General features: G+C 49.2%; 29 protein-coding genes and 2 pseudogenes. 24 read left to right on the forward strand and 7 right to left on the reverse strand.

Annotation, left to right across the window (positions count from 1 at the left end):
• The first annotated feature begins 53 nt into the window (after positions 1-53).
• From ispD to UNDKW_RS12205, 8 genes are all read left to right on the forward strand, one after another.
• Positions 54-782, forward strand: coding sequence for a 2-C-methyl-D-erythritol 4-phosphate cytidylyltransferase (gene ispD / locus UNDKW_RS12170; RefSeq protein ID WP_162058902.1), 729 nt, complete (start codon positions 54-56; stop codon positions 780-782).
• A 10-nt stretch (positions 783-792) separates the two neighbouring features.
• A complete protein-coding gene (ispF, locus tag UNDKW_RS12175) occupies positions 793-1,296 on the forward strand; it encodes a 2-C-methyl-D-erythritol 2,4-cyclodiphosphate synthase (protein WP_232063355.1) in 504 nt (167 codons plus the stop codon).
• 51 nt (positions 1,297-1,347) lie between these two features.
• Positions 1,348-1,620: a DUF4404 family protein gene (locus UNDKW_RS12180; protein ID WP_162058903.1), complete on the forward strand. Its 273-nt coding sequence runs from the start codon at positions 1,348-1,350 to the stop codon at positions 1,618-1,620.
• A gap of 314 nt (positions 1,621-1,934) precedes the next feature.
• Complete coding sequence (locus UNDKW_RS12185) at positions 1,935-2,414, forward strand: peptidylprolyl isomerase (RefSeq protein WP_110253571.1); 480 nt, start codon at positions 1,935-1,937, stop codon at positions 2,412-2,414.
• 128 nt (positions 2,415-2,542) lie between these two features.
• Positions 2,543-2,821 (forward strand): DnaJ domain-containing protein, encoded by a 279-nt coding sequence (locus UNDKW_RS12190; RefSeq protein WP_110253570.1) that lies wholly within the window; start codon positions 2,543-2,545, stop codon positions 2,819-2,821.
• Positions 2,818-3,420, forward strand: a complete 603-nt coding sequence (locus tag UNDKW_RS12195) for a hypothetical protein (protein WP_162058904.1) — start codon at positions 2,818-2,820, stop codon at positions 3,418-3,420. The genes UNDKW_RS12190 and UNDKW_RS12195 overlap by 4 nt, the downstream gene beginning before the upstream one ends.
• 9 nt (positions 3,421-3,429) lie before the next feature.
• Positions 3,430-4,200: a hypothetical protein gene (locus tag UNDKW_RS12200; RefSeq protein WP_162058905.1), complete on the forward strand. Its 771-nt coding sequence runs from the start codon at positions 3,430-3,432 to the stop codon at positions 4,198-4,200.
• 86 nt (positions 4,201-4,286) lie between these two features.
• Positions 4,287-5,510 carry a hypothetical protein gene (locus UNDKW_RS12205; protein ID WP_162058906.1) on the forward strand — a complete coding sequence of 408 codons (1,224 nt, stop codon included), beginning with the start codon at positions 4,287-4,289 and terminating at the stop codon, positions 5,508-5,510.
• A 115-nt stretch (positions 5,511-5,625) separates the two neighbouring features.
• On the opposite strand, the gene UNDKW_RS12210 is transcribed toward UNDKW_RS12205, so the two are convergent.
• The 7 genes and pseudogenes from UNDKW_RS12210 to UNDKW_RS12240 all read right to left on the reverse strand — a co-directional run bounded on the left by UNDKW_RS12210 (position 5,626) and on the right by UNDKW_RS12240 (position 12,242).
• The gene (locus UNDKW_RS12210; protein WP_162058907.1) at positions 5,626-6,219 is read right to left on the reverse strand and encodes a hypothetical protein; all 594 of its coding nucleotides are present in this window, start codon (positions 6,217-6,219) and stop codon (positions 5,626-5,628) included.
• Positions 6,220-6,243: 24 nt separating this feature from the next.
• A complete protein-coding gene (locus UNDKW_RS12215) occupies positions 6,244-7,623 on the reverse strand; it encodes a peptidylprolyl isomerase (RefSeq protein WP_162058908.1) in 1,380 nt (459 codons plus the stop codon).
• Between the two features lie 7 nt (positions 7,624-7,630).
• Entirely contained in the window at positions 7,631-8,653 is a 1,023-nt protein-coding gene (locus tag UNDKW_RS12220; protein ID WP_162058909.1) for a phospholipase, read from the reverse strand.
• A gap of 378 nt (positions 8,654-9,031) precedes the next feature.
• Entirely contained in the window at positions 9,032-9,559 is a 528-nt protein-coding gene (locus UNDKW_RS12225) for a hypothetical protein (RefSeq protein WP_162058910.1), read from the reverse strand.
• Between the two features lie 50 nt (positions 9,560-9,609).
• Positions 9,610-10,770 (reverse strand): iron-containing alcohol dehydrogenase, encoded by a 1,161-nt coding sequence (locus UNDKW_RS12230; protein ID WP_162058911.1) that lies wholly within the window; start codon positions 10,768-10,770, stop codon positions 9,610-9,612.
• 64 nt (positions 10,771-10,834) lie between these two features.
• Complete coding sequence (locus tag UNDKW_RS12235) at positions 10,835-11,587, reverse strand: SAM-dependent methyltransferase (RefSeq protein WP_162058912.1); 753 nt, start codon at positions 11,585-11,587, stop codon at positions 10,835-10,837.
• A gap of 44 nt (positions 11,588-11,631) precedes the next feature.
• Positions 11,632-12,242: pseudogene (locus UNDKW_RS12240) on the reverse strand (Maf-like protein).
• Between the two features lie 116 nt (positions 12,243-12,358).
• Here UNDKW_RS12240 and UNDKW_RS12245 point away from each other — a divergent pair.
• From UNDKW_RS12245 to UNDKW_RS12320, 16 genes and pseudogenes are all read left to right on the forward strand, one after another.
• Positions 12,359-12,883 carry a DUF177 domain-containing protein gene (locus UNDKW_RS12245; RefSeq protein ID WP_174247586.1) on the forward strand — a complete coding sequence of 175 codons (525 nt, stop codon included), beginning with the start codon at positions 12,359-12,361 and terminating at the stop codon, positions 12,881-12,883.
• A gap of 124 nt (positions 12,884-13,007) precedes the next feature.
• Positions 13,008-13,190, forward strand: a complete 183-nt coding sequence (gene rpmF, locus UNDKW_RS12250) for a 50S ribosomal protein L32 (RefSeq protein ID WP_008449924.1) — start codon at positions 13,008-13,010, stop codon at positions 13,188-13,190.
• 255 nt (positions 13,191-13,445) lie between these two features.
• Entirely contained in the window at positions 13,446-14,540 is a 1,095-nt protein-coding gene (gene plsX / locus UNDKW_RS12255) for a phosphate acyltransferase PlsX (RefSeq protein ID WP_162058913.1), read from the forward strand.
• Positions 14,537-15,522 (forward strand): annotated as a pseudogene (locus tag UNDKW_RS12260) (beta-ketoacyl-ACP synthase III). Before plsX ends, UNDKW_RS12260 begins: the two are co-directional and overlap by 4 nt.
• Positions 15,523-15,573: 51 nt before the next feature.
• Entirely contained in the window at positions 15,574-16,515 is a 942-nt protein-coding gene (fabD, locus tag UNDKW_RS12265) for an ACP S-malonyltransferase (protein ID WP_162058914.1), read from the forward strand.
• Positions 16,512-17,264, forward strand: coding sequence for a 3-oxoacyl-ACP reductase FabG (gene fabG / locus UNDKW_RS12270; protein ID WP_162058915.1), 753 nt, complete (start codon positions 16,512-16,514; stop codon positions 17,262-17,264). Before fabD ends, fabG begins: the two co-directional genes overlap by 4 nt.
• Positions 17,265-17,415: 151 nt before the next feature.
• On the forward strand, positions 17,416-17,655 hold the full coding sequence (gene acpP, locus UNDKW_RS12275) for an acyl carrier protein (RefSeq protein WP_110253556.1): 240 nt from the start codon (positions 17,416-17,418) through the stop codon (positions 17,653-17,655).
• Positions 17,656-17,687: 32 nt separating this feature from the next.
• The gene (fabF, locus tag UNDKW_RS12280) at positions 17,688-18,929 is read left to right on the forward strand and encodes a beta-ketoacyl-ACP synthase II (RefSeq protein ID WP_162041314.1); all 1,242 of its coding nucleotides are present in this window, start codon (positions 17,688-17,690) and stop codon (positions 18,927-18,929) included.
• Between the two features lie 60 nt (positions 18,930-18,989).
• Positions 18,990-19,478, forward strand: coding sequence for a protein YgfX (locus UNDKW_RS12285; protein ID WP_162058916.1), 489 nt, complete (start codon positions 18,990-18,992; stop codon positions 19,476-19,478).
• Between the two features lie 135 nt (positions 19,479-19,613).
• On the forward strand, positions 19,614-20,216 hold the full coding sequence (gene rpoE, locus UNDKW_RS12290; RefSeq protein WP_162041316.1) for an RNA polymerase sigma factor RpoE: 603 nt from the start codon (positions 19,614-19,616) through the stop codon (positions 20,214-20,216).
• Between the two features lie 75 nt (positions 20,217-20,291).
• Entirely contained in the window at positions 20,292-20,960 is a 669-nt protein-coding gene (locus UNDKW_RS12295; protein WP_162058917.1) for a sigma-E factor negative regulatory protein, read from the forward strand.
• A gap of 2 nt (positions 20,961-20,962) precedes the next feature.
• Positions 20,963-21,979, forward strand: coding sequence for a MucB/RseB C-terminal domain-containing protein (locus tag UNDKW_RS12300; protein ID WP_162058918.1), 1,017 nt, complete (start codon positions 20,963-20,965; stop codon positions 21,977-21,979).
• A 12-nt stretch (positions 21,980-21,991) separates the two neighbouring features.
• Entirely contained in the window at positions 21,992-23,473 is a 1,482-nt protein-coding gene (locus tag UNDKW_RS12305; protein ID WP_162058919.1) for a DegQ family serine endoprotease, read from the forward strand.
• A 143-nt stretch (positions 23,474-23,616) separates the two neighbouring features.
• On the forward strand, positions 23,617-23,868 hold the full coding sequence (locus UNDKW_RS12310; protein ID WP_162058920.1) for a glutaredoxin family protein: 252 nt from the start codon (positions 23,617-23,619) through the stop codon (positions 23,866-23,868).
• Positions 23,861-24,466, forward strand: coding sequence for a ribonuclease HII (gene rnhB / locus UNDKW_RS12315; RefSeq protein WP_162058921.1), 606 nt, complete (start codon positions 23,861-23,863; stop codon positions 24,464-24,466). Before UNDKW_RS12310 ends, rnhB begins: the two co-directional genes overlap by 8 nt.
• Positions 24,467-25,279: an RNA methyltransferase gene (locus tag UNDKW_RS12320; protein WP_162058922.1), complete on the forward strand. Its 813-nt coding sequence runs from the start codon at positions 24,467-24,469 to the stop codon at positions 25,277-25,279.
• Positions 25,280-25,331: the final 52 nt, after the last annotated feature.

Below are 25,331 nucleotides of genomic sequence, written 5' to 3' on the forward strand. Positions count from 1 at the left end.
ATAAACGAAGGGGCTCTTTCTTATCGGGGCAACCTCAAGAGCTTGTGATATTCATGGAAAAACAATTGCAAGAACATCATTTTGACGCTGAAAAGGTGGCAAATACGCCTCGCTATGTTGCGCTGATTCCTGCTGCGGGCGTGGGTTCGCGTATGGGGGCAACTACACCTAAGCAATATATGCGTATAGGTAGTAAATCAGTTTTGCAGCACACTGTCGATGCCTTCCTCAAGTTTTCCAAAATACAGCACACCTATGTCGTCGTCAGCCCGGATGATGCTTATGTTGATGAATATCTGCATAAGGCAGAAAACCTGAGCGTCTTGCGCTGTGGTGGTACCAGTCGCCGTGATACGGTCAGAAATGGCTTGAGCGAGCTAGCCAGTACTTTGGGTAATGCTGACTGGGTACTTGTGCACGATGCCGCCAGACCGGGTTTGACATCTGGCCTGCTGCAGCATTTAATTGATAGTGTTGCTGACGATACAGTCGGCGGCCTGCTGGCACAGCCTGTGGTTGATACCGTCAAACGGGTGGAAGACGGCAAAGTACAAACCATACCTCGTGATGGCTTGTGGTTGGCGCAAACCCCGCAAATGTTCCGTTTTCAGCTATTGTGCGACGCCCTGGATGCGGCGGATCAGGTCACAGATGAAGCCAGTGCCATTGAAGCTGCTGGTCATATCCCCATACTGGTTGAAGGTCATGTGAGAAACATGAAGCTAACTTTGCCCAGCGACATGGCATTAATCGCCCAGTATTTGAATAGCCCGCAAGAATAGAGGAAGCTTGATGCAAAATAAGATGTTACCGTTCAGAATAGGTCAAGGTTATGACTGTCATGCACTGGTGCCCGGGCGCAAAATGATTATTGGTGGGGTGACTATCCCGCACACCACAGGTTTGCTTGGGCATTCAGATGCGGATGTGTTATTGCATGCTATTACCGATGCGCTGTTTGGTTCAGTGGCTCTGGGTGATATAGGCAGGCACTTTCCGGATACCGATACCCGTTTTGCCGGTGCCGATTCGCGTGTTTTATTGCGTGAGGCTGTCAAACGTATTCATGCCGCAGGTTATGAGGTGGGCAATCTGGATGCCACCATCATTGCCCAGGCACCGAAGATGGCACCGCATATTGCAGGCATGGTTGCAAATATTGCAGAGGATATGCAGGTTGATATCGGCCAGGTCAATGTCAAGGCAAAAACCAATGAGCGTCTTGGTTACCTGGGTAGGGAAGAGGGTATAGCAGCCGAAGCAGTGGTACTGGTGTTTCCGCGAGTCAGCAACTAAACTGCAAGTAAGCTGCAAAAAGCTAAGAATGTTCCATCAAGGAGATAAGATATGAAACAAGAACAATTGAAACATTTGCTGGGCCTGTTGCATCAAGAACTGGCAAGTACTGAAGCGGTTGATGATGAATTGAAGTCCTTGCTGGAGAAATTGAATGAGGATATCCAACATGTCCTGGCGACTACGCAGAGTCATGATGACCCTGTGTTCGCGGCCTTGAGTGAACGCTCGCAGGCACTGTCCGCAAAATTTGCCGCACAGCACCCCAAGCTGGAACCAGCTTTGCGTGAACTGGGTACCATGCTTGAAAAAATTGGTGTTTGAGAGGCCTTCATCAATCCCGTTTCGCTTTTAAAACCGCCGCTGGCGGTTTTTTATTGCCTAATAGCAAATAAGATTGCGCGATAACCACGCGAAGCCAAACACTTAGCGTCTCCTGGAGAAAAAGTATCTCGAACGGAAGAGATAAAAGAACAAAGATCGCAAACGCAAACAATAGGGAGTAGCTCTGCTACAATACGCGGTTAGCCTATTGAAATGGGTGCTTATAGGCTATATATGGCTAGTTATCTGGGCCACTTATGGGTCTCTCATTTCAATCTTGTCGCAATAATGCGCAATTACTCTATTTATTTGTCATGCAAATCACACAAAATACCGCTGTCACTTTGAATTACACTATGTTCAGTGCTGAGGGCGAGGTTATAGACCAGAATCAGCAGCCCATCGTTTATTTGCATGGTGGATATGATAATATTTTGCCAGCAGTTGAAGCCGCGCTGGACGGCAAAGCCGTTGGCGACAAAGTCTCTGTAACTTTGGCGCCAGAAGAAGGCTTTGGCGAATTTGATCCAGAATTTGTGCGTGAAGAAGATATTAGCGCTTTCCCTCCTGATATCGAAGTTGGCATGATGTTTGAAACACGTGAGCCAGAAACTGGAGAAACCATGCAGTTCCGCGTTACTGCCATCGATGCAGGCGTGGTCACTGTCGATGGTAACCATCCCCTTGCTGGCATGACCATACGTTTCGATGCAGAGGTTCTGGAAGTTCGTGAAGCCACTGATGAAGAAGTTGTGCACGGTCACGTGCATGGTGAGCACGGTCATCACCATTAAGATGCATGCACAGGAATAGCTGAATTCTGGCTTGTTCCTGCAAAGGGAAATCATGTACATGGTTTCCCTTGTTCTTCGCTGCTGATCTGCAGTGTCAATTCAAGTCCAAGTGCAAGCCAAGGGTGTGTATGAAAGACTATTATTTTATTCTCGGTATTGCCACCAATGCGAGTCTGGCAGACGTCAAGAAGGCGTTTCGTCAAAAGGCTGCAGAGTTTCATCCAGACAGAAATGATTCTGAACTGGCGCCGGAAAAATTCCATGCGGTCAAAGAAGCTTACGATATTTTGTCGGATGAGGCGGCACGTACTGCCTATGATGAAAATCGCAGGCGCAATTTGCTGGACTCTCCTATCGAGACAGCGACTGAAATCTGGAAAAACTATTTATCAGGAGTATTGCAGTGAAATTGTCACGTTTTTTTGAAGATATTATTCCGCTCTATAAAGCTGAATTGGAGGATTTGAAATCCGATTCCGAGGGTAAAAACGTGCTCAAGGCCAGGTTGCGTGAAAAGGCTGAACAATTGCCCATGTTGCTGCCCATGATGGCCAGCAACCCTGAAATGTTGGCAGTGGCTTTCCATCAGGGCTTCATCTTCATGAATCCATTGACGATGGAATCATTGATTACCAAAGAAGCGGGCAAATTCCCATCCTGGAAAACTCTGTCTGCAGCAGTCAAGCTGGAACCTTGGGCTGAACCACTGAGCCGCATCGTCCTGAAAGACCCTGACGGCGAAGCTTTCCTGGTGACGGCGGCAGCACTGGAATATCTGAACCGTAGCAATACTACGCGTAAAGCTGGTGCCAGCGATGCTGCTGGTGCTGACGATGATGAGGATAAAGAAGCCAATGAGGAAAATGAAGGGCTGAAAGAACATGGCGATCTTGATGGCCAATATGGTAGGCATGGTCGCGATGACGGTGATGATGGTGATGATTATGATCTGGGCGAAGCCGGTGCAGACTGGTTGGCTGAGCAAGGTTTTGACCGTAAAGAATAAGGAGTACAGATGAATTATCCTGCATTAATCGAAGCCCAAAGCCTGGTCAAGGCGGGTGACATCGCCGGTGCTGAACATGCACTGGCCAATCTGGCCGAAACCGAAGGCGACAAAGCACTTGTCGCTGCCCTAGATGAATTCCCTGCCAAGGATTTGTTGGCGATTATCCGCGAATACGATGCATCGAAAGAGTCTTTGGTGAACTTGCTGGTCACGCCTGAACAATTTGCCCAGGCAGTGGTGCTGGAACGTCGCTATGGCGACCAGACCCATGAGCAATTGCGTGGCATGGTCAATTCCGTCATTTTCCGCGAAGGTGCTGACCCGGCAGAATTTTTGTATGAAATCGCCGAAGTGGAGGGCGGCTATGACGCTCTCGTCGATTACCTGCTCGACAGGGCGCAAATGGTAGAGCATTTTTACCGCTACGCGACTTTCGACTTGTATGAATACGGTGACGACAACAAAACCCAGGCACGTGATGATGATTTACTCAATTTGACGCGTGACACCGAGAGTCTGGCATCGCCTTTGGACATGGCAAATCTGGAAGATCATGACTGGATGCAGGTGACTTACATCCTGCGTTATGAATTGCCAGAAATCTTTCGCGAAGTGTTGATGAAATTGCGTGCGCGTTACAAAGCTTACCAAGCGAGCCTGGCGCAAGACGAATTATTGGAAGGCGGCGAGGGCGGCACTGAAGAAGAGCAGGAAGAACGCCCTAAAAACAATGATGATGGCGACGACAAGGATGATGACGAAGAGTCGGCATTGTAATTGTTGATGTTATTTTGATGCACGTGGCAGGCAGGATTTTTTCTGCCTGCCTTTCATTTCCATAGCCTGCTTCTATTCTGGTATTTATGCCTGAAAATACTTTTGAAATTGCCCTGCTTGATAATCGCCCCTATTTTGAATCGGCGCTGCGTTATGGCGTGCAAAAGGCGATTATTTCCACCACCAAGATTGCTGCGATTGAGGCAGAAGCCCCAAAAGGCATGGTGCAGATAGCGGATACTTTTGGCAGTAAATACCTGCGTCCTGAAATTGAAGCGGCACGCAAACGTATCGTCAACCTGGCTAGTTTGTATCTGATCGAGACCACAAAGGGTGACCTTGAGCTGGCTGCCAAGATGATACGCGATAACACCTTTCTGACTTTGTCACGCGGCGGATCAAGCTTGTTGAAAACCTTGTTCGCCATGCCGGAATATGCCTTATTGGGCCACGAGGCCAAGGGCAAGGTAGAAGATTTTCTGGAAGCTTGGTCACTCAAGGAAAAGCCGATTGAATACAGGAACACGCTCGAACACCGGCAAATGAATGCGCTGGAAATCGAGGCTGGCTACTGGTTTGGTGAAGAGCTGGGTTTATCTGCCAGTTATCTGAAAGAAGAAGATGTCGAGGCTGTCTCCGTAGTCCGCACTGCCTTGTTGTTGCAAATGTTTGGCAGGCCTGATGCGACACTGCAAAACCAGATAGAGTTCGCTAGCCTGATCGATGCTATTCGCACATTTACTGCGGCGAAGTTGAAGAAAGCTCAGTCAGCCATTGATCTGGCTGATATCCCTGAGAAATTTCATTCCATCGTCGAGCGCATAATGGGTGAGATCAAATCCCATGATTTGCCGCGTCTGCAGGATAAATCAGCATCTCTCGACAGGCTGGTATTTGAGCTCAAGGACCGCTACTATTTGCGCGACCATGAAGTCGAAGATACTTCTGAATACGATGCCCTGGTGTCCAAGGAGTGGACCAAACTGACCAAGGGTAAAACCGATATTGATTCACTCATTACCCTGTTCGTTTGCATTACTGGTGAAATACCACCTAAAACGACTTTACCAGAAAAGACCGCAAAAAGCCTGGTGAAGAAATTCCGTGATCAGGGCTTTAATCCTCAGCTGGCAACAGACTGGATTAAAACAGCAGCACCTCACGAAAAGCAGGAAGGTTTGCTGGAAGACTGGAATAATTTCGTCGAAGAAGCAGGTAATTATTTAATGGATGACTGGGATACCAATTACACCGGGGCCATGCGTTTCCTCGATGCGAATTGTCATATTCAAAAAACAGTCAAGAAATAAATCCCAACGCCGGATTGAGTTCTTGTTGCAATTTAATTCGGCATGCTTATGTGTCATTTCGGGCCCGACAAGACACCGTATCAAGTCGATATCTTTCGATTTGAATTTAAATACTTCATTTCTGACCGTCCTTTGCAGTTGCAGTATTTTGCAGCTCCGGGTGCTCGGCAAGCATTTGACCTTGCATGGCCGTGATGCGGCGTAGTTTTTCTTCGCCCTTGGCAATTTCTGCGGCAGGAATGCCCATATCGCGCGCCCGGACTATCGCTTCACGCAGGCGTGGTATTTCTTCATTCGCGGCTTTCACATAGGCAGCATACAGGCGGCTATTTTGTCTGGCTTCATATTGCTGGTAAGCCTTGGTATCAGCAAGTTCGGCCGCCGTGGGTGTTTCCTGCATCGCATCCTCATGCTGGATGGGCGGCGTGCGCGGATCGCCATCGCGGGTGGCTACCAGGCTCTGGGCCGCAGAAAGCTCGGGCCCAGTAGGTAGTAGTGGAACAAATTTTCTCTCCTCTATCGATTCAGGAAATGGTGGCGGCCAGGAAGATGTCCGCATCTGCTCAGGTTTGCCGGTTGAGGTGGTGCTTAATGTGGAAACTGCTTCTGGGTGACTGGCTTGGCCATCTTCAGCTTGTGGCCAAAGTTGCCAGATCATCAGTGTTGCAGTTGCAAGGATGGTCATTGCAATGAGTATGCCTTTGTTCATAAGTACATTACCTCACAATTTCAATTAATTTGTCAGTACGGTTTTATTAACGTCAATTCTTGCGTTTTTACGTAATTGCGTTTGCAGATCAGTCAGCTGACGAATCGCTTTTTCCTGCGCCAGTGCCCGGCTGGCTTGATAACGTACTTCTTCTGAGCTTGGGTCCTGGTAGCCTTCGTTGCGTTGTTCCACGAGCACGATTTCCCAATGGGCTTTCTCATCAGGTGCAACGGCGGCGCGAATAGGGGCGGACACTTTGCCTGGCTCCTGCATGTAAGCCAATTGCTCCAGCCAGGACAATTGCCCGTTGTGTGCAATCATGCCCATGTCACCGCCTTGCCGGGCATCCGCTGCAGTGGAAAATTGCTGTGCCAGACTGGCAAAATTGCTGCCCTGGCGCGCCAGTTCGGCAACCTGCCTTGCCTGTACTTCATTGTCGAGGCGGATATGGCGTGATCTGACAGAAACAATGCGTTTAAATTCTTCCTTGTGGTTACGGAAATAAACTGACACTTCTTTTGGTTTTACCTCGGCAGCGAGCTGGTTTAAAAGTCGGCTCTCTGAATCGGTATCAGCGCCTATGCCATGCAGACTCTTGATGGCTCTGACTGAATTTTGCTCTTCAACTGCCTGCCGCAAATCCTTGAGTGCCGCTTCGCCAAAACGCAGGCGCGCCCAGTCAAGCACATACCGGTTGGCCAGATAAAGCTGGGCTTGCTGGCGTATGAAGTCACGGTTGCGGTTAAAAAACTCTACTCGCCCTTGCACATTCTGGCGGCGGAACACGTCATAAAGGCTGATGCTGGTAGCGGCTGCAAAGTTGCAGCGCAGGACGGTCACTTGTGCGGCGGCAGCCTGTTGGGCTGTGCCCAGGGTGTAATCGAGTATCACTCTATTCCTAGTGCCGAAAACAGTGTTCAGTTCATCTTCTCCCAGCTTGCCCTGCTCCTGAATCAGTGCATCTAGCTTGCCGCCCGGAAGCTTGCTGATCGAAGCTTCCAGATCCTTGCGATAAACGGTGCGCAAATAACCGCTTAACTGATTATCCAGCACCACATCAGGTTCAAAGGCTACCCGCCGTGACGCTTGCAGTTCTTCATCAGAAAACTGGCTACGCATTTTGTCAGTGAGCAGACGATTATTGATGATGTTATCAAGGATGTCAGTGCTTCTGGTTTTGGGTTTCTCCAATTGCGCCATCTGGGTAAGCACGTCCAGTGTCAGCCTGTAAACCGGTGCGCCATTGAGATGTGCGGCCAGCTCTGGTTGCAGTGCTACTTGATTCAGTTTCGTTGCCGGGGCAATATCTACCGCCACGGCGGCAGATATTGTCAGGCACAGTACAGACAGGCAACAGCCTGTAATACGTATACTCCATTGCAGGCTATGACCTGGTCTGTACATGTTAACCTCAACTATTGAGACGGTTGGCAGCGCGGTTCAATACATGAACCATCATGGCAATGGCGTGCGGCACTACCAGGCGACCAACGCGGGCGCGGTCATTCTGGTCGGTGGAGGAGAGTACGATGCCACCGTTTTGGTATGAATATGTGCCACCCTGTGTCAGCAACTGACGTATGTCGGTCGCATTTGCAGCCAGGGGAGTGAAGTCAGCCATTGCTGCGGCAACCAGAGCTGGGTCATTCAGTTGTTGGCTATCGTAATAGCTGCTGACCCATTGCTCCCAGCCTGAATGATTGCGAGCTGATGTAGTCCAGGTGTGATGAGGTTGCAGCAAGTCGGTGGAATGCATGACAAACCCCAGACTTTGCAGGCTGGGGCTGCTCAAAAATTGCTGAAACCAGTATTGCGCCAGGTTGTCTATGGGCTGGAATGGGATTTTTTCAAAATCAGCATACTGACTGGGTGTGGAGTAGCCGCCCAGACGGTAATGCGCTTCGGTGACGCCGTAAGTGTTGTACTTGCTATTGTCGCCAAACCAGCCCTTCATGCCGCCAGGGCCATCATCAAGATAATCGCCGACCAGCCAGGACGCTGCCAGATTATCCACATCGCCAGCGACAGTGAGTTTGGCATAGTTATAGCCACCAAATGGATTGCCATGCACATCAGGGCCAGCGGTATGGTTTTGGAAATGCCAGTAAGAAGTATATTTGACGATACTTTGTGCTGCGCCCCAGATGGGTGCCAACTGGCAATCGCCGGTCACGGCACCGCAAATATAAGTATCCGCAAAATCATCAACATCATAGGCACCCTGGCCCATGGCCGTGGCGAACTGATCCACGGTAATACCTGCCCGCGCCAAGCCACTAGCCAGTGCTTTGTAGTTGGTTTTGTCGGGATTGTTTTTCATGAAGTTGACGGCATCAATAGCGATACGGCGATGAGTCTCTTGCAAGAAAGCATGTGCAGGGGTAAGGCAACAGAGCAGGGCAGTGACGGCAGCCAGTTTGAAAACGGATTTCATGGAACGTCCTTCAGGTTTGATTTGTAAAAAGGAGCGAAACTGAGACCGCTGAAATACATGTAGCCACCACTCCTATTCCCTGCAGAGCGAAAATTGGAGTGGTGGCAGGCATGTGCAACTAATGGAAATTAAATAATTTCAGCGCATTGACTTTTTAACATGGTAACAAAACAAAGTCTTAGCACTTTTTCTAGAATGTGACTTCTAGTCTGGAGTAATCAATATGTCACTTTTTTGTGCGTAGATATGTAAACCTCTTCTCTTCGCACGTGTAGGAATATCGTAAGTGACGGGTTGGGCAAGCGGGCTCGGACTTGGATTGGGCACTATGAGGCGAGATGAGGATGTGGTTAATACACATCGTAACTGGCGCAAATGTTATTTGCTTAATTCTCTTTCAAACTCTTTCAATTTATATAGCAGGCGAGCCCGGTTTTTTGTCAGTAGTGCCGCTTTTGGAATTCTGTTGACAAATCTTGCCAAATCGGGATTGCCTAAAAGCATGCGTCTGAGTTGGACTTTATCGCCGCCGATTCGTGCGCGGAGTGCAGACAACAGATCCTGGCTCCATGCCCAGACCATGCCGCCTGGTACCGTAACCTGAATATAGGCTGCTTGTGGCCAATGGATTAAATTGGTGATGTATCCACAATTGGTGCAGGCGCCGCGCCCCTTTATCGCGCCGCAGATATCGCCTTTGAGTAAGGTGTAACCTCCCGATTGCTCGTCGAAGACCATGCCCAGAATTTCATTTGGCCTGAACGAGATATGGTGTTCGCAGCGATTGCACCGGGCAATAATCATGTGCGGCCTTTTATAGGCGTGGTAAAGTCTTTCAACCGGAGAGTGGAAGCGTCGGGAGCCGCGGACGCGAAAGTTTGTCAGGTTCATATTGTTGATGGGCATTGCTCACACTGCATTACGCAGGGGCGTGAGCAATGCCATTTAGAGGGATATTACAGACTCAGTTCTAGAACCTGGCGGCTGATATCCAAAGTCACATCACGCTTTTCACCCAGACTGACCATGCGATGGGTTTCCAGTGCAGACAGAATAGGTGCAATATCGTCGCGGCCGAGTTGATAGTCGCTGAGGCGGGTTTTGACACCCATTTGCTCAAAGTAATCCTGCATTCGGCTGATGGCCGTTTCTATGCGGCTGTCTTCGTCTCCATCGCGCAATCCCCAGACGCGTTCGGTAAATTGCAGCAGCTTTGCCCGTTTACCTTCCTTGCGCACGCGCAGCATGCTAGGCAGCACGATGGCCAGGGTTTGAGCGTGATCAATGTTATGCAAGGCGGTCAGTTCGTGACCTATCATATGCGTGGCCCAGTCTTGCGGCACGCCGGTCGAGATCAGGCCATTAAGGGCCATGGTGGCGCACCACATCAGATTGGCGCGCACATCGTAATCTTCTGGATTCGCCAGGGCCTTCGGGCCTTCTTCTATCAGTGTCAGCAACAGGCCTTCAGCAAACCGGTCTTGCACTGGCGAATTCACCGGGTAGGTCAGGTACTGTTCCATTATGTGGACAAAGGCATCAACGGCACCATTGCCTATCTGGCGCACTGGCAAAGTGTAAGTTTTAGTCGGGTCCAGTACCGAGAATTGCGGGAAGCAATGACGGCTGGAGAAAGCCATTTTTGCCTTGATGGATTTACGGGTGACAACGCCGCCGTTATTCATTTCGGAGCCAGTGGCAGGCAAAGTCAGTACGCTGCCAAATGGCATGGCCTTGGTCACGTTATTGCCACGTTTTTCCATGATGATCCAGGGGTCATCACCCTCAAACAAGGCTGCAGCAGCGATGAATTTGGTGCCATCGATGACAGAACCGCCGCCAACTGCAAGCAAAAAGTCTATCTTGTTTTGCTTGATAAGTTCAACAGCCTTCATCAGGGTTTCATAGCTGGGATTTGGTTCTATGCCAGTAAATTCTGTCACTTGGCGTGTGCCAAGTGCAGCGATGACTTCATCATAGACGCCATTTTGTTTGATGCTGCCACCACCATACAGCATCAACACATGAGCTTCAGCCGGGATGGCTTTATTCAGGTCGGCTATGCGTCCTTTGCCAAACAGGATTTGTGTGGGGTTATAAAAATCAAAATTCAGCATGTGCATTCCTCCAGAAAAAAGACATCTTAGCGCAAATAGAAAAAATTGACCGGTCGTGCACTTTTTAATTGCTCAAGAATAAAAAAACTGTCGGTTTTTTATGAAAATCAGGACCTTGCTGCTTGTTTAAACTGCTTTTCCATTCAGCCGCGGTTTTTGTTTGCAGTGATTCTGTGTTCAGGCTCAAATCTGTTGCGACGCATATCAGGGTGCCTGGATTACAGTGATTGCTCAATGCTTCCAGCATGGCAGCATTGCGGTAAGGAGTTTCTATGAGTAGCTGTGTCTGCTTCTCTTTTTTTGATCTTTCTTCGAGTTCTTTAATGCGCTTTGCACGCGGCGCGGCATCTGTCGGCAAATAGCCATGAAAGGCAAAGCTCTGGCCGTTCAGTCCACTGCCCATCAAAGCCAGCAGTAGCGAGGAGGGACCAACCAGTGGGCGCACCTTGATATTGCGCTGATGAGCGAGCCTGACCAGGTTAGCGCCAGGATCAGCAACGGCAGGCACACCAGCTTCAGATATCAAGCCCACATCATGACCTTGTAGTAGGGGTTGTAACAGGCCTTCCAGTGCTTGCGCAGGGGTGTTGATATTCAACTCGCTGATCTGGATTTCCTGCATGGCTTTTTGAAGAGGGTGTGCCTGTGACAGGTATTTCAGATAAGCGCGCGTGGTTTTGGCATTTTCAGCGACAAAATGACTGAGTTCGGCCGTCATTTTTTGTACGGTGTCAGGGATGATGCCGGCAAGTAAATTAACTTGCTGATCTTCGTTCAGACCCAGGGTATTGGGGATTAGATAGAGCGTGCCTGTCATGGAGTTTTAATTTTTTATTTATTGCGATGAATGAAGTGATCAATTCAAAGATTGAAGAAGCTCAGACCAGTATTGCGCAACATGCTGGTCAGGGCAATAAGCGGCAGGCCAGTCAGCGCTGTCGGGTCATCACTATTGATGCTTTCTATGATGGCGATACCCAGGCCCTCATTCTTGGCGCTGCCTGCGCAATCATAAGGTTGTTCTATGCGTAAGTAGGCCTCGAGTTCAACATCGCTTAAGTCCCTGAACCTGACCATCGTGCAGACATCCCGAATTTGTAGGGGAAAGGCTGCCTGTTGACGGTTGTCCAGGACGCACAAGGCGGTATGAAATGCTACATCCCGCCCGCGCATGAGCTGTAACTGCGCTAAAGCGGCTTCATGATTGCCGGGCTTGCCAATTTGCAGGCCATCCAGTGTTGCGACCTGGTCTGAACCTATAATAATGGCCTCTGGCTGACTTTTGGCTATCACCTCAGCCTTTTGTTGCGCCAATCGCAGGGCTGTTTGCTCGGGCTTTCTCCGGCCGCAGGGCTTTCGTCGAGTTCAGGTGCTATACTTTCGAAATCGAATTGCAGTCTGGATAACAATTCACGGCGGTAAACAGAGCTGGATGCCAGTATCAGCCTGGCGGCTTGTATTTTTCTTTGCATTGTGAAAACATTTCCCATGATTTTCATCGTCATGGCATGAAAAAATCACGCCAATTCTTTGACTACTTAGGTGTAATCCTGTTATTATCGCAGGTTTTCTGGGTTCAAATAATCCTATGCAAGTATTTGTGATTGACGCTTTCACGTTCTCCCGGCTCGAAGAGCAGCGTTCGGGAAGCATTTTAGTCGCAGATTTGCCTCGCCTGTCAGAAGAAAGTGCAAACACCGAAGGTGCCTTGAACTGGTCTCTGCAAGGTGGTAAAGGCAAGCTGGGTCATGCACAGTTGGAGTTATCTGTGAATGGCACGGTACAGTTGATGTGTCAGCGCTGTTTGACGCCGTTTGCATTTGATATTGACTCTGAATCCATATTGATACTCGCCAAAAACGAAGAAAATGCTGATGAAATTGAAGCATTGCTCGAAGATGACGAGGTCGATGTTGTAGTGGGTAGTAAAACATTCAATGTCATGGAGTTGATAGAGGATGAGGTGCTACTGGCAATACCCCAATCGCCCAAACATGCAGTATGCCCGGATTTACCGTTGGCTTCAGCAGATACTACTGCAGCGATTGACGCGGAAGTCGGCAAAAAAGAATCACCTTTTGCCGTGCTGAAGAAAATTAATGGGCGTACCTAGTGGCATTATTCTGAAAAAACACTCAGGTCGAAGTATTGTTAGGGATTCTTGGTTGGCGATGTTCGCATTCTTCAACCAGGCGTGTTAAATTTTAGAAACATTTTTTGAAGTATTAGGAGTTATCATGGCAGTTCAACAAAACAAAAAGTCCCCATCCAAGCGTGGCATGCACCGTTCCCACGATTTCCTGGTTGCACCACAACTGGGTATCGAGCCAACAACTGGTGAAACACATCTGCGTCACCACATCAGCCCTAACGGCTTTTACCGTGGTCGTAAAGTATTGAAAACCAAGAACGACGAGTAATCCCTGTTCCTGGTGAAAAAGCGGCGTGACGAGTCCCTGACTTGCCGCCGCTTTTTTGCGTTAACTTTCCTGTGCTTTCTTGAGTAGAGCATACTTGCAGAATTAGACAGGCGTCTAATTTGCTTTTTGGTTGAATTGTTGGTGGTGAGTCTTTGGATTTTTGAGATAATCCTGCTTTTGCAAGAATTAATTCGGGGTGATGTCTGTCCCGGTTTGATACACTAGCTGTTTCGGATTGAAGTTTCGTATCACTACATGACAATTAAAATTTCCATAGACTGCATGGGCGGAGATCATGGCCCTGCGGTTACAGTGGCAGCAGCAGTTGCTTTTGCCAATCGCGAACCTGATGTCGAATTTCTCCTGGTGGGTTCTGAGCCCGTTATACAGGCCGAGCTGAAAAAGCTTCATGCCAGTGGGCATGCACGTTTGAAAATTATCAATGCCACAGAAGTGGTGGAGATGGATGATCCGATAGAGGTTGCCTTGCGCCGCAAGAAAGATTCCTCCATGCGTGTCGCCATCAGTCAGGTCAAAGAAGGGGCTGCGCAAGCTTGCGTTTCTGCCGGTAATACCGGGGCATTGATGGCCGTTTCCCGTTACGTGTTGAAAACCATGTCGGGCGTTGACCGCCCGGCAATTTGCAGCATTTTACCGAACCAAAAAAATCTTCCCACCTACATGCTTGACCTGGGGGCAAATGTCGATTGCGAACCTTTGCATCTGCACCAGTTTGCCATCATGGGTTCGGCCCTGGTATCTGCCCTGGAAGGTAAAGATAAACCGAGCATAGGCCTGTTGAATGTTGGGGAGGAAGATATCAAGGGCAATGATGTCGTCAAGAAAACGGCGCAATTATTGCGTGCAGATCATGAGCGCGGCCTGTTGAATTTTTATGGCAATGTCGAAGGTAATGACATTTTTGAAGGCACGACCGATATTGTCGTCTGCGACGGTTTTGTCGGCAATGTCACCCTGAAGGCGGCTGAGGGGATGGGGCGCTTTGTGAAGATCACCCTGACGGCTGCCTTCAAGAGTAATCCACTGAATATTCTGGGAGCCATCTTTGCGCGCGGCGCCTTGAAATCCATTTCGCGCACGATGAATCCATCCAACTACAATGGCGGCAGTTTGCTGGGCTTGCGTGGCCTGGTATTTAAGAGCCACGGTAGCGCAGACAAGTATAGTTATGAGTGGGCAATACAGCGCGCATTCGATGCTGCGAAAAATGATGTATTGTCACGCATTGCGACTTCAATGGCGAAACTGATGCCAATGGCAGATGCTGACGCAGTTGCTGAGGTAGTCGCTCCGGACAACAATGAACTCTTGGTACAGAAAACTGCATGACTTTCTATAGCAAAATTAAAGGGACTGGCAGTTATTTGCCCCCCAAAAAGTAAGCAATCAGGAATTAACGGATCAACTGGCGGCGAAGGGAATCGAAACCTCGGACGAATGGATATTTTCCCGCAGTGGGATTTCTTTCCGTCACTATGCTGAGCCTTCTGTTGCAACCAGTGATATGGCAGTGGAAGCTGCAAAGCGTGCGCTTGATGCTGCAAAGATGCAAGCCAACGATATTGACCTGATCGTGTTGGCTACTTCGACCCCTGATTTTCTCGGCGGCTTCCCTAGTACTGCATGCGTAGTGCAAAACAAGCTAGGTATCACGAATGGCGGCGCGGCTGTTGATGTGCAGGCGGTATGTAGTGGCTTCATGTATGCCATGTCTATCGCTGATAGCATGATCAAGGCGGGCAACCATAAAAATGTGCTGGTGATCGGTGCTGAGGTATTTTCCCGTATCCTGAATTTTGAAGATCGCACTACCTGTGTACTGTTTGGTGATGGCGCTGGTGCGATCATCATGTCCCGCTCAGAAGAGCCGGGGGTGCTCGCCACCAAATTGCATGCTGATGGCAGCTATGCCAATATTTTATGTGTGCCAGGCAATGTGCAGAGTGGTGTAGTTGAGGGTAGCGCATTTTTGTATATGGATGGTCAGGCTGTCTTCAAACTGGCGGTTAATTTGCTGGAAAAAGTCGCCAATGAAGCACTGGAAATCGCAGGCATGACGACAGACCAGATCGACTGGCTGATTCCGCACCAGGCGAACATACGCATCATGCAAAGCACCGCAAAAAAAATGCGCATGCCTATGGATAGGGTGGTGGTCACGGTTGATCAGCATGGTAATACCTCTGCCGCGTCGATACCGCTGGCACTGGATCTGGCGGTGCGTGATGGCCGGGTCAAGCCTGGTCATACAGTGATGCTGGAAGGTGTAGGTGGTGGTTTTACCTGGGGCGCGGCCATCGTAAAGATGTGAGTGTTCCCGAACGAGAGTTGGGCAATCAATAATAAACATTAGAGATAAGAAATGACGCAATTTGCATTTGTATTCCCAGGGCAGGGTTCGCAAGCGATAGGCATGTTGAATGGCTTTGCTGATAATCCTGTCGTGCAACAAACCGTTGCTGAAGCATCTGATGCACTGCAACTGGATTTGGGCAAGATGATTAATGAGGGTCCAAAAGAAGCGCTGGATCTGACCACTAATACCCAGCCTGTCATGTTGACAGCAGCCGTAGCTTGCTACCGTGCCTGGATCGCCGCAGGTGGAGCAGCGCCCAGGCTGGTGGCCGGGCATAGTCTGGGCGAGTATTCGGCGTTAGTCGCTGCCGGTGTTATCGCGTTCAGGGATGCGGTACCTATGGTGCGTTTCCGTGCGCAAGCCATGCAAGATGCTGTACCGGTGGGGCAGGGCGGCATGGCCGCTATTCTTGGCTTGTCGGATGAGGAGGTGCTGGCAGCTTGTGCAGAGGCAGTGGTTGCCATGCCAGGGGAAGTGGTTGAGGCCGTCAATTTTAATGCGCCAGCGCAAGTTGTCATTGCTGGCAGTAAAGCCGGTGTGGATCGCGCTTGTGAAATTGCCAAGGCAAAAGGGGCCAAGCGTGCCTTGCCTTTGTCGGTGTCTGCGCCGTTTCACTCATCCTTGCTCAAGCCTGCATCGGATAAGTTGAGTGAGTATCTGGCTGGCATTCCGTTTTCTGCACCGGCAATCCCATTGATTAATAATGTTGATGTTGCAATCGTGAATGATGTTGCAGCCATCAAGGATGCCTTGGTCAGGCAGGCGGCGCGTCCGGTGCGTTGGGTGGAAACTATTAACAAGATGCATGCTGATGGCATTAGCCATGTGATTGAGTGCGGTCCAGGCAAGGTCTTGACCGGCCTGACCAAGCGCATTCAGGGCGAATTGACAGGTGATACTGTATTTGATCAGGCAAGTTTGGAAAAAGTATTGGAACTCTTGAAATGACACAACAATTGGAAAATCAGGTGGCATTGGTCACTGGAGCATCCCGTGGTATTGGTAAGGCAATTGCCATTGGCCTTGCCAAGGCTGGCGCCAAAGTCATAGGTACGGCAACGACAGAATCAGGTGCCGCGGCAATTACCGCTTATCTGGAAGAATTGGCTCCAGGTGCTGGTAAGGGTGTTGCGTTCAATGTCAATGACGTAGAGCGCGCAAATGGCTTGGTAGATGAAATCCAGAAGGAATTTGGCAGCCTCTCCATCCTGGTTAATAACGCTGGCATTACCCAGGATCAATTGGCCATGCGCATGAAGGAAGAGGAGTGGGATAGTGTTATCTCTACCAACCTGACTTCTGTTGCGCGTTTGTCGCGTGCTGTATTGCGCGGCATGATGAAGGCCAAACATGGCCGTATCATCAATATTACCTCGGTGGTGGGCTCTTCTGGCAATCCTGGGCAAATGAACTATGCTGCTGCCAAAGCAGGAGTGGCTGGTATGAGTCGCGCTCTGGCAAGAGAAATCGGCAGCCGCAATATTACCGTTAACTGTATTGCTCCCGGCTTTATCGATACTGACATGACCCGGGCTTTGAATGACGACCAGAAAGCGGCAATTTTGCAGCAAATTCCACTCGCCAAACTCGGCCGGCCGGAAGATATTGCCGCAGCAACAGTGTTTTTGGCATCGCCAGATGCAGGTTATATCACTGGCACGACATTGCATGTGAATGGTGGGATGTACCTCGCCTAATCATTTTGTTGATTTTTATAGGCAACTTCGACGAAAATAGCAGGAGTTGTTGCCGAGGATCAGAGGCTTGCTTTTTTTGCTCACAAACCTGCTAAAATGCGCGCACTTTCTGTAGGCCCTTATTTTTTTGATTTTTTCACTGGAGACACACATGTCCGATATCGAACAACGCGTTAAGAAAATCGTCGCTGAACAACTGGGCGTCGCTGAAGCTGACATCAAAATCGAATCTTCTTTCGTAGATGATTTGGGTGCAGACTCTTTGGACACAGTTGAGCTGGTGATGGCACTCGAAGACGAATTCGAAATGGAAATCCCTGACGAACAAGCAGAGAAAATCACTACTGTTCAGCAAGCGATTGACTACGCTAAAGCCCATTTGAAGGCTTAATAGTCAAACTTTTTCAAATCCAGGAGAAACGCTTGAGTCGTTCGCTTAAACGTCGAGTCGTTGTAACCGGGCTCGGTTGTATTTCGCCAGTTGGCAATACCGTTGCAGATGCCTGGAGTGCCATCACTTCAGGTAAATCCGGCATCGCAACGATTACCAAATTTGATGCAACTCCTTTCACTACGCATTTTGCGGGCGAGGTGAAGGGCTTCAATGTCGAGGATTATATTCCGGCAAAAGAAGCGCGCAATATGGACACCTTTATCCACTACGGCATTGCCGCAGGGATGCAGGCGTTTCAAGACTCTGGTCTTGCTGTCACCGAAGAAAATGCAGAACGTATTGGTGTCATCGTAGGTTCCGGTATTGGCGGTTTGCCCTTGATCGAGGAAACCAAGGAAACACTGATGGCGCGTGGACCACGCCGCATCAGTCCTTTCTTTGTTCCAGCCTCGATCATCAATATGATTTCTGGCAATCTGTCGATCAAGTATGGCTTGAAGGGCCCAAATCTTTCCATAGTCACGGCTTGTACGACCGGCCTGCATTGCATAGGTTCTGCGGCGCGCATGATTGAGTACGGCGATGCTGATGTAATGATTGCCGGTGGTGCCGAATCAACGATTTCTCCTCTGGGTCTGGGTGGTTTTGCTTCGGCAAGAGCACTCTCTACCAGGAATGACGATCCTGCTACAGCATCTCGTCCATGGGATAAGGACCGTGACGGCTTTGTCCTGGGTGAGGGGGCTGGCGTCATGGTGCTCGAAGAATACGAGCATGCCAAGGCGCGCGGCGCCAGGATATATGCGGAAGTCATAGGATTTGGCATGAGCGGTGATGCTTATCACATCACGACGCCGACCATGGATGGTCCACGCCGCAGCATGATCAATGCCATGAAAGATGCCGAGATTAACCCTGAGCAAATCAGCTATCTGAATGCACACGGTACATCTACATCCATTGGTGATCAGAACGAAACGGACGCAATCAAGGCTACCTTTGCCGACCATGCATACAAAATGACCATCAATTCGACCAAGTCGATGACTGGGCATTTACTGGGTGGTGCTGGTGGTCTGGAATCCTTGTTCACGGTTCTCGCTCTGCACAACCAGGTTTCACCACCGACCATGAATATCATTAATCAGGATCCGGCTTGTGATCTCGATTATTGTGCAAATGTTGCACGTGATATGCGCATAGATTATGCGATGAAAAATTCGTTCGGCTTCGGTGGAACGAATGGCACGCTGATATTTGCAAAAGTCTGATTTTAAAAAATTAGCCTTGGCACTTCATTTCTGATGGAATGAAGTGCCATTTTTTTTGCCATGACGATAGCGCTACATATAATCACCCGCGCTTCACGCACGCTACTAACGGCATGTATTTGCATGCTGGCATTGGTGCATCTGAGTATCTGGCTTTTATTGAGCTACAAGGCAATGTCGTTCGTGTTTATTTGCATGATTGTCGCCAGTTCATTTTGCAGCAACTGCTATCTTGTTTTCAAATATTGGCAGCGCGTGCAACAAAGCCGGCAACTGAGTATTTCTGCGACGGGGGACATCGTATTGCATCTATTGCTCGAAAAAGAAGTGCACAAGGACTTACGGAGGAGGAAAGCTGGACCGCTGACGGGGTTGAATGTGCGTTTAAGTCACAAAACCCGTATTTGGCCATACTTTTTATCAATTTTTTTGCTTGATGAAGCTGGTAAGGAACATAAGTTGCTTATACTGCCAGATTCATTGAGCCCTGCTGCATTCCAGGCATTAAGAGTGAGCTTGATATGGATTAGTCAACATCAGGCGAGTTGACGTGAATTTTACTTCTGCTGAGGAACTTTTAGGAATCATGCGGACTCTGACAGTATATAAATCGCGTATGTTGACGGTAATAACATGCATTTGGGAAGGGCTTTTCTCTTCCCATGCAAATTTAGGAACGAATGAGTGACGACAGAACGCGAAATTGATCAGCTATTGGTTGAGCGCGTCCAGCGTGGTGACAAAAAAGCATTCGAGCTTCTGGTTTCCAAATATCAAAGGAAATTAATGCGGCTCGTGTCCCGGCTCGTCTATGACCACGCAGAAGCGGAAGATGTAGTACAGGAAGCATTTATCAAAGCGTACAGGGCATTACCGAATTTTCGTGGCGAATCAGCGTTTTATACCTGGTTGTACCGTATTGGGGTAAATACCGCGAAAAATCATCTGGTTACGCAAGGGCGCAGAGCCCCCACATCGACAGAATCTGATGTGGATGAAGCGGAGTCCTTTGTTGATGCAGATGGCTTGAGAGATATTAATACGCCAGAATCCTTGCTGGCGAGCAAGCAGATAGCTGAAACCGTGAATTCGGCCATGTCCACTCTGCCAGAAGAATTGCGTAATGCAATCACCCTGCGGGAGATAGAAGGCTTGAGCTACGATGAAATTGCAGAAGTCATGCTATGTCCGATAGGGACAGTCAGAAGCAGAATATTCAGGGCGCGAGAAGCGATAGCAGAGAAATTGCGACCCTTGTTGGGTACGACACTGGAACAACGCTGGTAAAGCATGGGTCAAAGTCTGTATCCAAATGAAAAGCAGTGCAAACGAATTTAAAAATAGTGGTAAAAGGTGAAAATGATGAACAAAAGCACAAATCAACACGAGAGCATTTCAGCCATGGCAGATGGCGAATTGAGTGATGCTCAACTGGATTCCCTGCTTGCGAGTTTAAATGAAGCAGAAAGCAAGGATGCCTGGGAAATTTATCACCAGATCGGCGATGTACTGCGTTCAGAAGAATTGGCGGTCACTTTTAGTGCTGATTTCTCTCAGCGGTTTTCTGCAAAATTGAATGCTGAACCGGTCATCCTGGCTCCAGCGGCCATGCAAAAAGCAGATGCTAAGGACAAGCAAAGAAAACACAAGTTCCTCGGCGCTTATGCAGCCGTGGCCAGTATGGCGGCCGCTGCTGTGTTTGCTTTTATCATGATCCCGCAATTGCAGTCTTTCCAGACTAAGCCTGATACTGCGAGTCAGATCAGCAGCCGAGCGGTAACCTCGGGTAATGTTCAGTTAGCCAATCATAGCGGCAATCAGAGCGCCAATACCCTGGCAGCAAATGAGCAGACCAGACAGCCTGCCCAACTTGTACAAGGCAGCGATAAAAAAGTCGCAGAACTGGATATGTTGCGGGACCCCAGAATTGACAGCTATCTGATGGCACATCAGCGTTTTTCTCCTGCCATCAATAACGGAGCGCAATACGTTACACACGCTAACGCTGTTTCATCTGCTTCGGAAAAATAAATATGATGTGCGTATGGCGTTTTAACATCGCATTGGCTGGGTCCGCGTGCCTGCTGGGTTTGTTGGCACCAGCCATGGCACAGGACACGATTGACGATAAGCGTGAAGTGCACAGTGTTTTGCGTAAAATGCAGGCCTCTGCGCAAAAAATGAATTATTCAGGTACTTTTGTTTATCAACAGGCCAATCAAATCCGAACCTCCAGAATCACGCACGTTCTTGATGGAAATAATGAACTGGAAAAACTGGAAATTCTGGATGGTCAGCCCCGTGAGTATTTGCGAAAAAACGAAGAAGTAACCTGCTATCTCCCCGACAGCAAAACCTTGCAGGTGGAGAAAAATGCAACACAAGAAGTATTCCCTGCCTTGCTGACCTCGAATGCGCAATCTCTCCCAGAATCTTACGCAATAAAAAAAGCCGATCTCAGCCGCGTGGCCGGTATTGACTGCCAGACATACTTGCTGGACCCTCGTGATGGCTTCCGCTATGGCTACCGGCTCTGTGTAGAAAAAAATTCTGGCTTGCTGCTGCGTGCGCAAACGGTCAATACCAAAAATGAAGTCATAGAGCAAATCGCGTTTACTCAGTTGACTATTGGCGACATCGATAAGCAGAGGGTAAGACCTACTTTTCAAAATACTGCACAGTGGCAGGTTGAAAATCTGACGGTGCAGTCCAATATTCACTCAGGTTGGATTGTTAAATCCCTGCCAGCCGGTTTCAAGAAAACCCGCGAGATGAAACGGTTGATCCCCGCTGCCGGGAATGCAAAAAACAGCGATGGAACAGCGATCAAATCGCATCAGGTAGTGCAAATGATTTTTTCTGATGGACTGGCAGCGATTTCTGTTTTTATTGAACCGGATAGCGAAAACCGTACTGAAGGCAGTTTGCAGCAAGGGGCGATGACCATCATGGGCAAGCGCCATGCTGAATACTGGGTCACAGTCGTGGGTGAAGTACCCGCCAGCGCGATCCGGCAAGTGATGAACTCAATTGAATTTAAACCTAAATAAGCGAATGACACCATGAAAGCGAATAAACTTTTTCCAATTGAAAAAATTGCTTCCACCCTGGTCCTGAGTGCCTGCGTGGGTTTTATTGCACCGACCGCAATCAATGCCACTCCTGTTGCAGAAGCCGCTGCCACAGTTGGCTTGCCTGACTTTACCGAACTGGTCGAGAAATCTGGCCCGGCTGTCGTAAATATCAGGACCACAGAAAAAGTTCAGTTAAACCAGAATGGCATGAGCGCTGAAGATGAGCAGATGCAGGAATTTTTCCGCCGCTTCTTTGGCACGCCTATGCCAACACCAAAACAACAGCCTACGCCCAAAGGCCGTAAAACACCTCAACAACAAGAGGAAGAAGTTCCGCGCGGCGTTGGCTCTGGCTTCATCATTTCCCAGGACGGCTATGTGTTGACCAATGCTCATGTCGTCGATGGAGCATCTGAAGTCTATGTCAAGCTGACAGATAAGCGCGAATTCAAGGCTAAAGTTATTGGTGCGGACCGTCGTACTGATGTGGCCGTCTTAAAAATTGACGGCAGCAAATTACCCCGCGTCACCATCGGTGACTCAGACAAGATCAAGGCTGGTGAATGGGTAATCGCCATAGGCTCCCCCTTTGATCTCGACAATACCGTGACCGCTGGCATTATTTCTGCCAAGGCGCGCGACACTGGTGATTACCTGCCTTTGATACAAACTGACGTGGCAGTCAATCCAGGTAACTCTGGCGGCCCATTGATCAATATGCGCGGCGAAGTGATAGGCGTGAATTCGCAAATCTATAGCCGCTCTGGCGGCTATATGGGTATTTCATTTGCGATTCCCATAGACGAGGCCATGCGTGTTGTTGAACAGCTTAAATCTGCCGGTAAAGTAGTGCGTGGTTATCTCGGTGTAGAACGTATTGATGTAACCAAAGAAATTGCGGATGGTTTGGGCCTGGCAAAAGCGCAGGGTGCACAGATACAACGTGTCATGCCTGGTTCTCCTGCTGAGAAGGCGGGTATTGAGCCAGGGGATGTGATTCAAAAAGTAAACGGTATTGTCATTGACAAGGCAGTGGACTTGAATCGTATCGTCGGCGACATCAAACCTGGTGGCAAGGCAACAGTGACGGTGTGGCGCAGAGGTGGCGTAAAAGATATAGTCGTCACTGTCGCCGAAGCAGATGCAGAAAAAGCACCGGTAAAAACTGGAAAGCAAAAGGCCGAACCTGCTTCCAATGTATTTGGATTGACAGTGACCGACCTGACTGAAGCCCAGAAGCGTGATGCGCATGTCAGTGGTGGCGTGATACTGGAAGGTGCCGAGGGCGGTGCAGCCCGTGCAGGCCTGCAAGCTGGTGATATCATCACACGTATCTTTAATGCAGATATCAAGGATGCCAAGGAATTCGCCGCTGTTATGGCAAAAGTTGATCAAAAGAAACCAGTATTGCTACTGGTCAAACGTGGCGACGTATCTAAATTCGTTGCGGTACGTCCGACCAATCAATAAGCTTTTCAAGTAAAGTGAGGGCCACCTGCATTGCGGGTGGCCTTTTTTCTTTTGTAGGTCTGATATTGGCGACTTATAATATAGACATGGAGAATGCATTACGCGCATGATGTTAGCAATCTCAACCACTTTAGGCAGGAATGATGATTCAATTTACCCTTTATTCACGCAGTTATTGTCATCTCTGCGATGACATGCTTGAGCAACTGCAAGCCTATAGCCCTGAATATGGCTTCACCGTCAAGGTGATCGATGTCGATCAGGATGATGAGGTACTGGCCTTGTATGACGAGCTGGTGCCCGTCCTGGTAGGCCAAAAAAATGGGCAGAGCCAGCAAAGAATTTGCCACTATTATCTAGACCCTGCGGCACTGAAAGCCTTTTTCCATGCATGACCTGACAACTGGTTTATCCCTGTTTGATTATGAAAATGAAGTGATTTGCGGTGTGGATGAAGCGGGCAGGGGGCCATTAGCCGGACCTGTCATGGCCGCAGCAGTGATCCTTGACCCGAATAGGCCCATTGCAGGCTTGCGTGACTCAAAAAAACTCAGCGAAGCAAAGCGCGAGTTGCTGGCGATAGAGATCAAGGAACACGCCCTGGCCTGGTGTATTGCCGAATGTTCTGAACAGGAAATTGATGAACTCAATATACTGCAGGCCACCATGCTGGCCATGCGCCGTGCAGTTGAAGGTTTGTCTGTCACACCGACACTGGCACTGATTGATGGCAATCGTTGCCCGGTAATGTCTATTGCTTCGGAAGCCATTGTCAAGGGCGATGACAAGGTAGCTGCAATATCGGCTGCATCCATACTCGCAAAAACTGCCCGTGACCATGTCTTGATGCAATTACATGAAACCTACCCACAATACGCGCTTGATCAGCACAAGGGCTATCCTACGGCCTTGCATCTTGAGCGTTTGCGCGAGCATGGTGTATCGCCGATACACAGAAAATCTTACGCGCCTGTCAAAGCTTTACTCAAATAAATGAAATCGATTACTTCCCGCGATAATCCTCTGTACAAGGAATTCAAACAGCTAGCCACCAGTTCTCAGGCAAGGCGCAAGGCCGGCCGCACCTTGCTCGATGGCGTGCATCTTTGCGAAGCTTATTTTCAACATCTTGGCGCACCAGAGTATTGCATCGTTGCAGAAAGCAGCCTGCATCATGCCGAGGTGGCAGCAGTGCTGGCGCAAAGCGAGCAACAGAGAACGCAATGCATTTGCCTGCCAGATGCCTTGTACAAGGCGCTAAGCCAGGTCGAGCACGGGGTGGGTGTGATGTTTATCATTACTACGCCTGCGCCTGAATTTCCAACCGCTTTGGCTTCATCTTCCGTGGTGCTGGACAATTTGCAGGACCCTGGCAACCTCGGTTCTATCCTGCGCAGCGCGGCGGCGGCAGGCATAAAAAATGTATTTTGCAGTCCGGGCACTGCATTTGCCTGGTCGCCCAAAGTCATGCGCGCAGGCATGGGTGCACATTTTTTACTGAATATTTTTGAACATGTTGACTTGCCAGCACTATTGAGAAATACCACTATCCAGGTGTTGGCGACCAGTTCGCACACCAGGCAAACCATTTATCAAAGCAACTTGAATCAGGAAGTGGTTTGGCTATTTGGTCACGAGGGACAGGGTGTTTCACCAGAATTGATGTCCATGGCCACCAGTACAGTGACCATACCCCAGCAAGCGGCGATAGAATCATTGAATGTGGCTGCCAGCGCTGCCATCTGTTTTTTTGAACAAGTACGGCAGCAACTGGATGCAAAAACTGAGAGGCTGCCGCAAAATTGACCTGGCGTTGTTGCGCCGTCTTGCCGTACTAAAGTACTGTCAGCGCCGGCGA

The organism is Undibacterium sp. KW1 (assembly GCF_009937955.1).
Lineage (GTDB): Bacteria > Pseudomonadota > Gammaproteobacteria > Burkholderiales > Burkholderiaceae_D > Undibacterium.

What these genes read in the sequence shown, in the direction of transcription:
- ispD (WP_162058902.1), top strand. Translation starts at nt 54, where the DNA reads ATGGAAAAACAATTGCAAGAACATCATTTTGACGCTGAAAAGGTGGCA.
- ispF (WP_232063355.1), top strand. Translation starts at nt 793, where the DNA reads ATGCAAAATAAGATGTTACCGTTCAGAATAGGTCAAGGTTATGACTGT.
- UNDKW_RS12180 (WP_162058903.1), top strand. Translation starts at nt 1,348, where the DNA reads ATGAAACAAGAACAATTGAAACATTTGCTGGGCCTGTTGCATCAAGAA.
- UNDKW_RS12185 (WP_110253571.1), top strand. Translation starts at nt 1,935, where the DNA reads ATGCAAATCACACAAAATACCGCTGTCACTTTGAATTACACTATGTTC.
- UNDKW_RS12190 (WP_110253570.1), top strand. Translation starts at nt 2,543, where the DNA reads ATGAAAGACTATTATTTTATTCTCGGTATTGCCACCAATGCGAGTCTG.
- UNDKW_RS12200 (WP_162058905.1), top strand. Translation starts at nt 3,430, where the DNA reads ATGAATTATCCTGCATTAATCGAAGCCCAAAGCCTGGTCAAGGCGGGT.
- UNDKW_RS12205 (WP_162058906.1), top strand. Translation starts at nt 4,287, where the DNA reads ATGCCTGAAAATACTTTTGAAATTGCCCTGCTTGATAATCGCCCCTAT.
- UNDKW_RS12210 (WP_162058907.1), bottom strand. Translation starts at nt 6,219, where the DNA reads ATGAACAAAGGCATACTCATTGCAATGACCATCCTTGCAACTGCAACA.
- UNDKW_RS12215 (WP_162058908.1), bottom strand. Translation starts at nt 7,623, where the DNA reads ATGTACAGACCAGGTCATAGCCTGCAATGGAGTATACGTATTACAGGC.
- UNDKW_RS12220 (WP_162058909.1), bottom strand. Translation starts at nt 8,653, where the DNA reads ATGAAATCCGTTTTCAAACTGGCTGCCGTCACTGCCCTGCTCTGTTGC.
- UNDKW_RS12225 (WP_162058910.1), bottom strand. Translation starts at nt 9,559, where the DNA reads ATGCCCATCAACAATATGAACCTGACAAACTTTCGCGTCCGCGGCTCC.
- UNDKW_RS12230 (WP_162058911.1), bottom strand. Translation starts at nt 10,770, where the DNA reads ATGCTGAATTTTGATTTTTATAACCCCACACAAATCCTGTTTGGCAAA.
- UNDKW_RS12235 (WP_162058912.1), bottom strand. Translation starts at nt 11,587, where the DNA reads ATGACAGGCACGCTCTATCTAATCCCCAATACCCTGGGTCTGAACGAA.
- UNDKW_RS12245 (WP_174247586.1), top strand. Translation starts at nt 12,359, where the DNA reads ATGCAAGTATTTGTGATTGACGCTTTCACGTTCTCCCGGCTCGAAGAG.
- rpmF (WP_008449924.1), top strand. Translation starts at nt 13,008, where the DNA reads ATGGCAGTTCAACAAAACAAAAAGTCCCCATCCAAGCGTGGCATGCAC.
- plsX (WP_162058913.1), top strand. Translation starts at nt 13,446, where the DNA reads ATGACAATTAAAATTTCCATAGACTGCATGGGCGGAGATCATGGCCCT.
- fabD (WP_162058914.1), top strand. Translation starts at nt 15,574, where the DNA reads ATGACGCAATTTGCATTTGTATTCCCAGGGCAGGGTTCGCAAGCGATA.
- fabG (WP_162058915.1), top strand. Translation starts at nt 16,512, where the DNA reads ATGACACAACAATTGGAAAATCAGGTGGCATTGGTCACTGGAGCATCC.
- acpP (WP_110253556.1), top strand. Translation starts at nt 17,416, where the DNA reads ATGTCCGATATCGAACAACGCGTTAAGAAAATCGTCGCTGAACAACTG.
- UNDKW_RS12285 (WP_162058916.1), top strand. Translation starts at nt 18,990, where the DNA reads ATGACGATAGCGCTACATATAATCACCCGCGCTTCACGCACGCTACTA.
- UNDKW_RS12295 (WP_162058917.1), top strand. Translation starts at nt 20,292, where the DNA reads ATGAACAAAAGCACAAATCAACACGAGAGCATTTCAGCCATGGCAGAT.
- UNDKW_RS12300 (WP_162058918.1), top strand. Translation starts at nt 20,963, where the DNA reads ATGATGTGCGTATGGCGTTTTAACATCGCATTGGCTGGGTCCGCGTGC.
- UNDKW_RS12305 (WP_162058919.1), top strand. Translation starts at nt 21,992, where the DNA reads ATGAAAGCGAATAAACTTTTTCCAATTGAAAAAATTGCTTCCACCCTG.
- UNDKW_RS12310 (WP_162058920.1), top strand. Translation starts at nt 23,617, where the DNA reads ATGATTCAATTTACCCTTTATTCACGCAGTTATTGTCATCTCTGCGAT.
- rnhB (WP_162058921.1), top strand. Translation starts at nt 23,861, where the DNA reads ATGCATGACCTGACAACTGGTTTATCCCTGTTTGATTATGAAAATGAA.
- UNDKW_RS12320 (WP_162058922.1), top strand. Translation starts at nt 24,467, where the DNA reads ATGAAATCGATTACTTCCCGCGATAATCCTCTGTACAAGGAATTCAAA.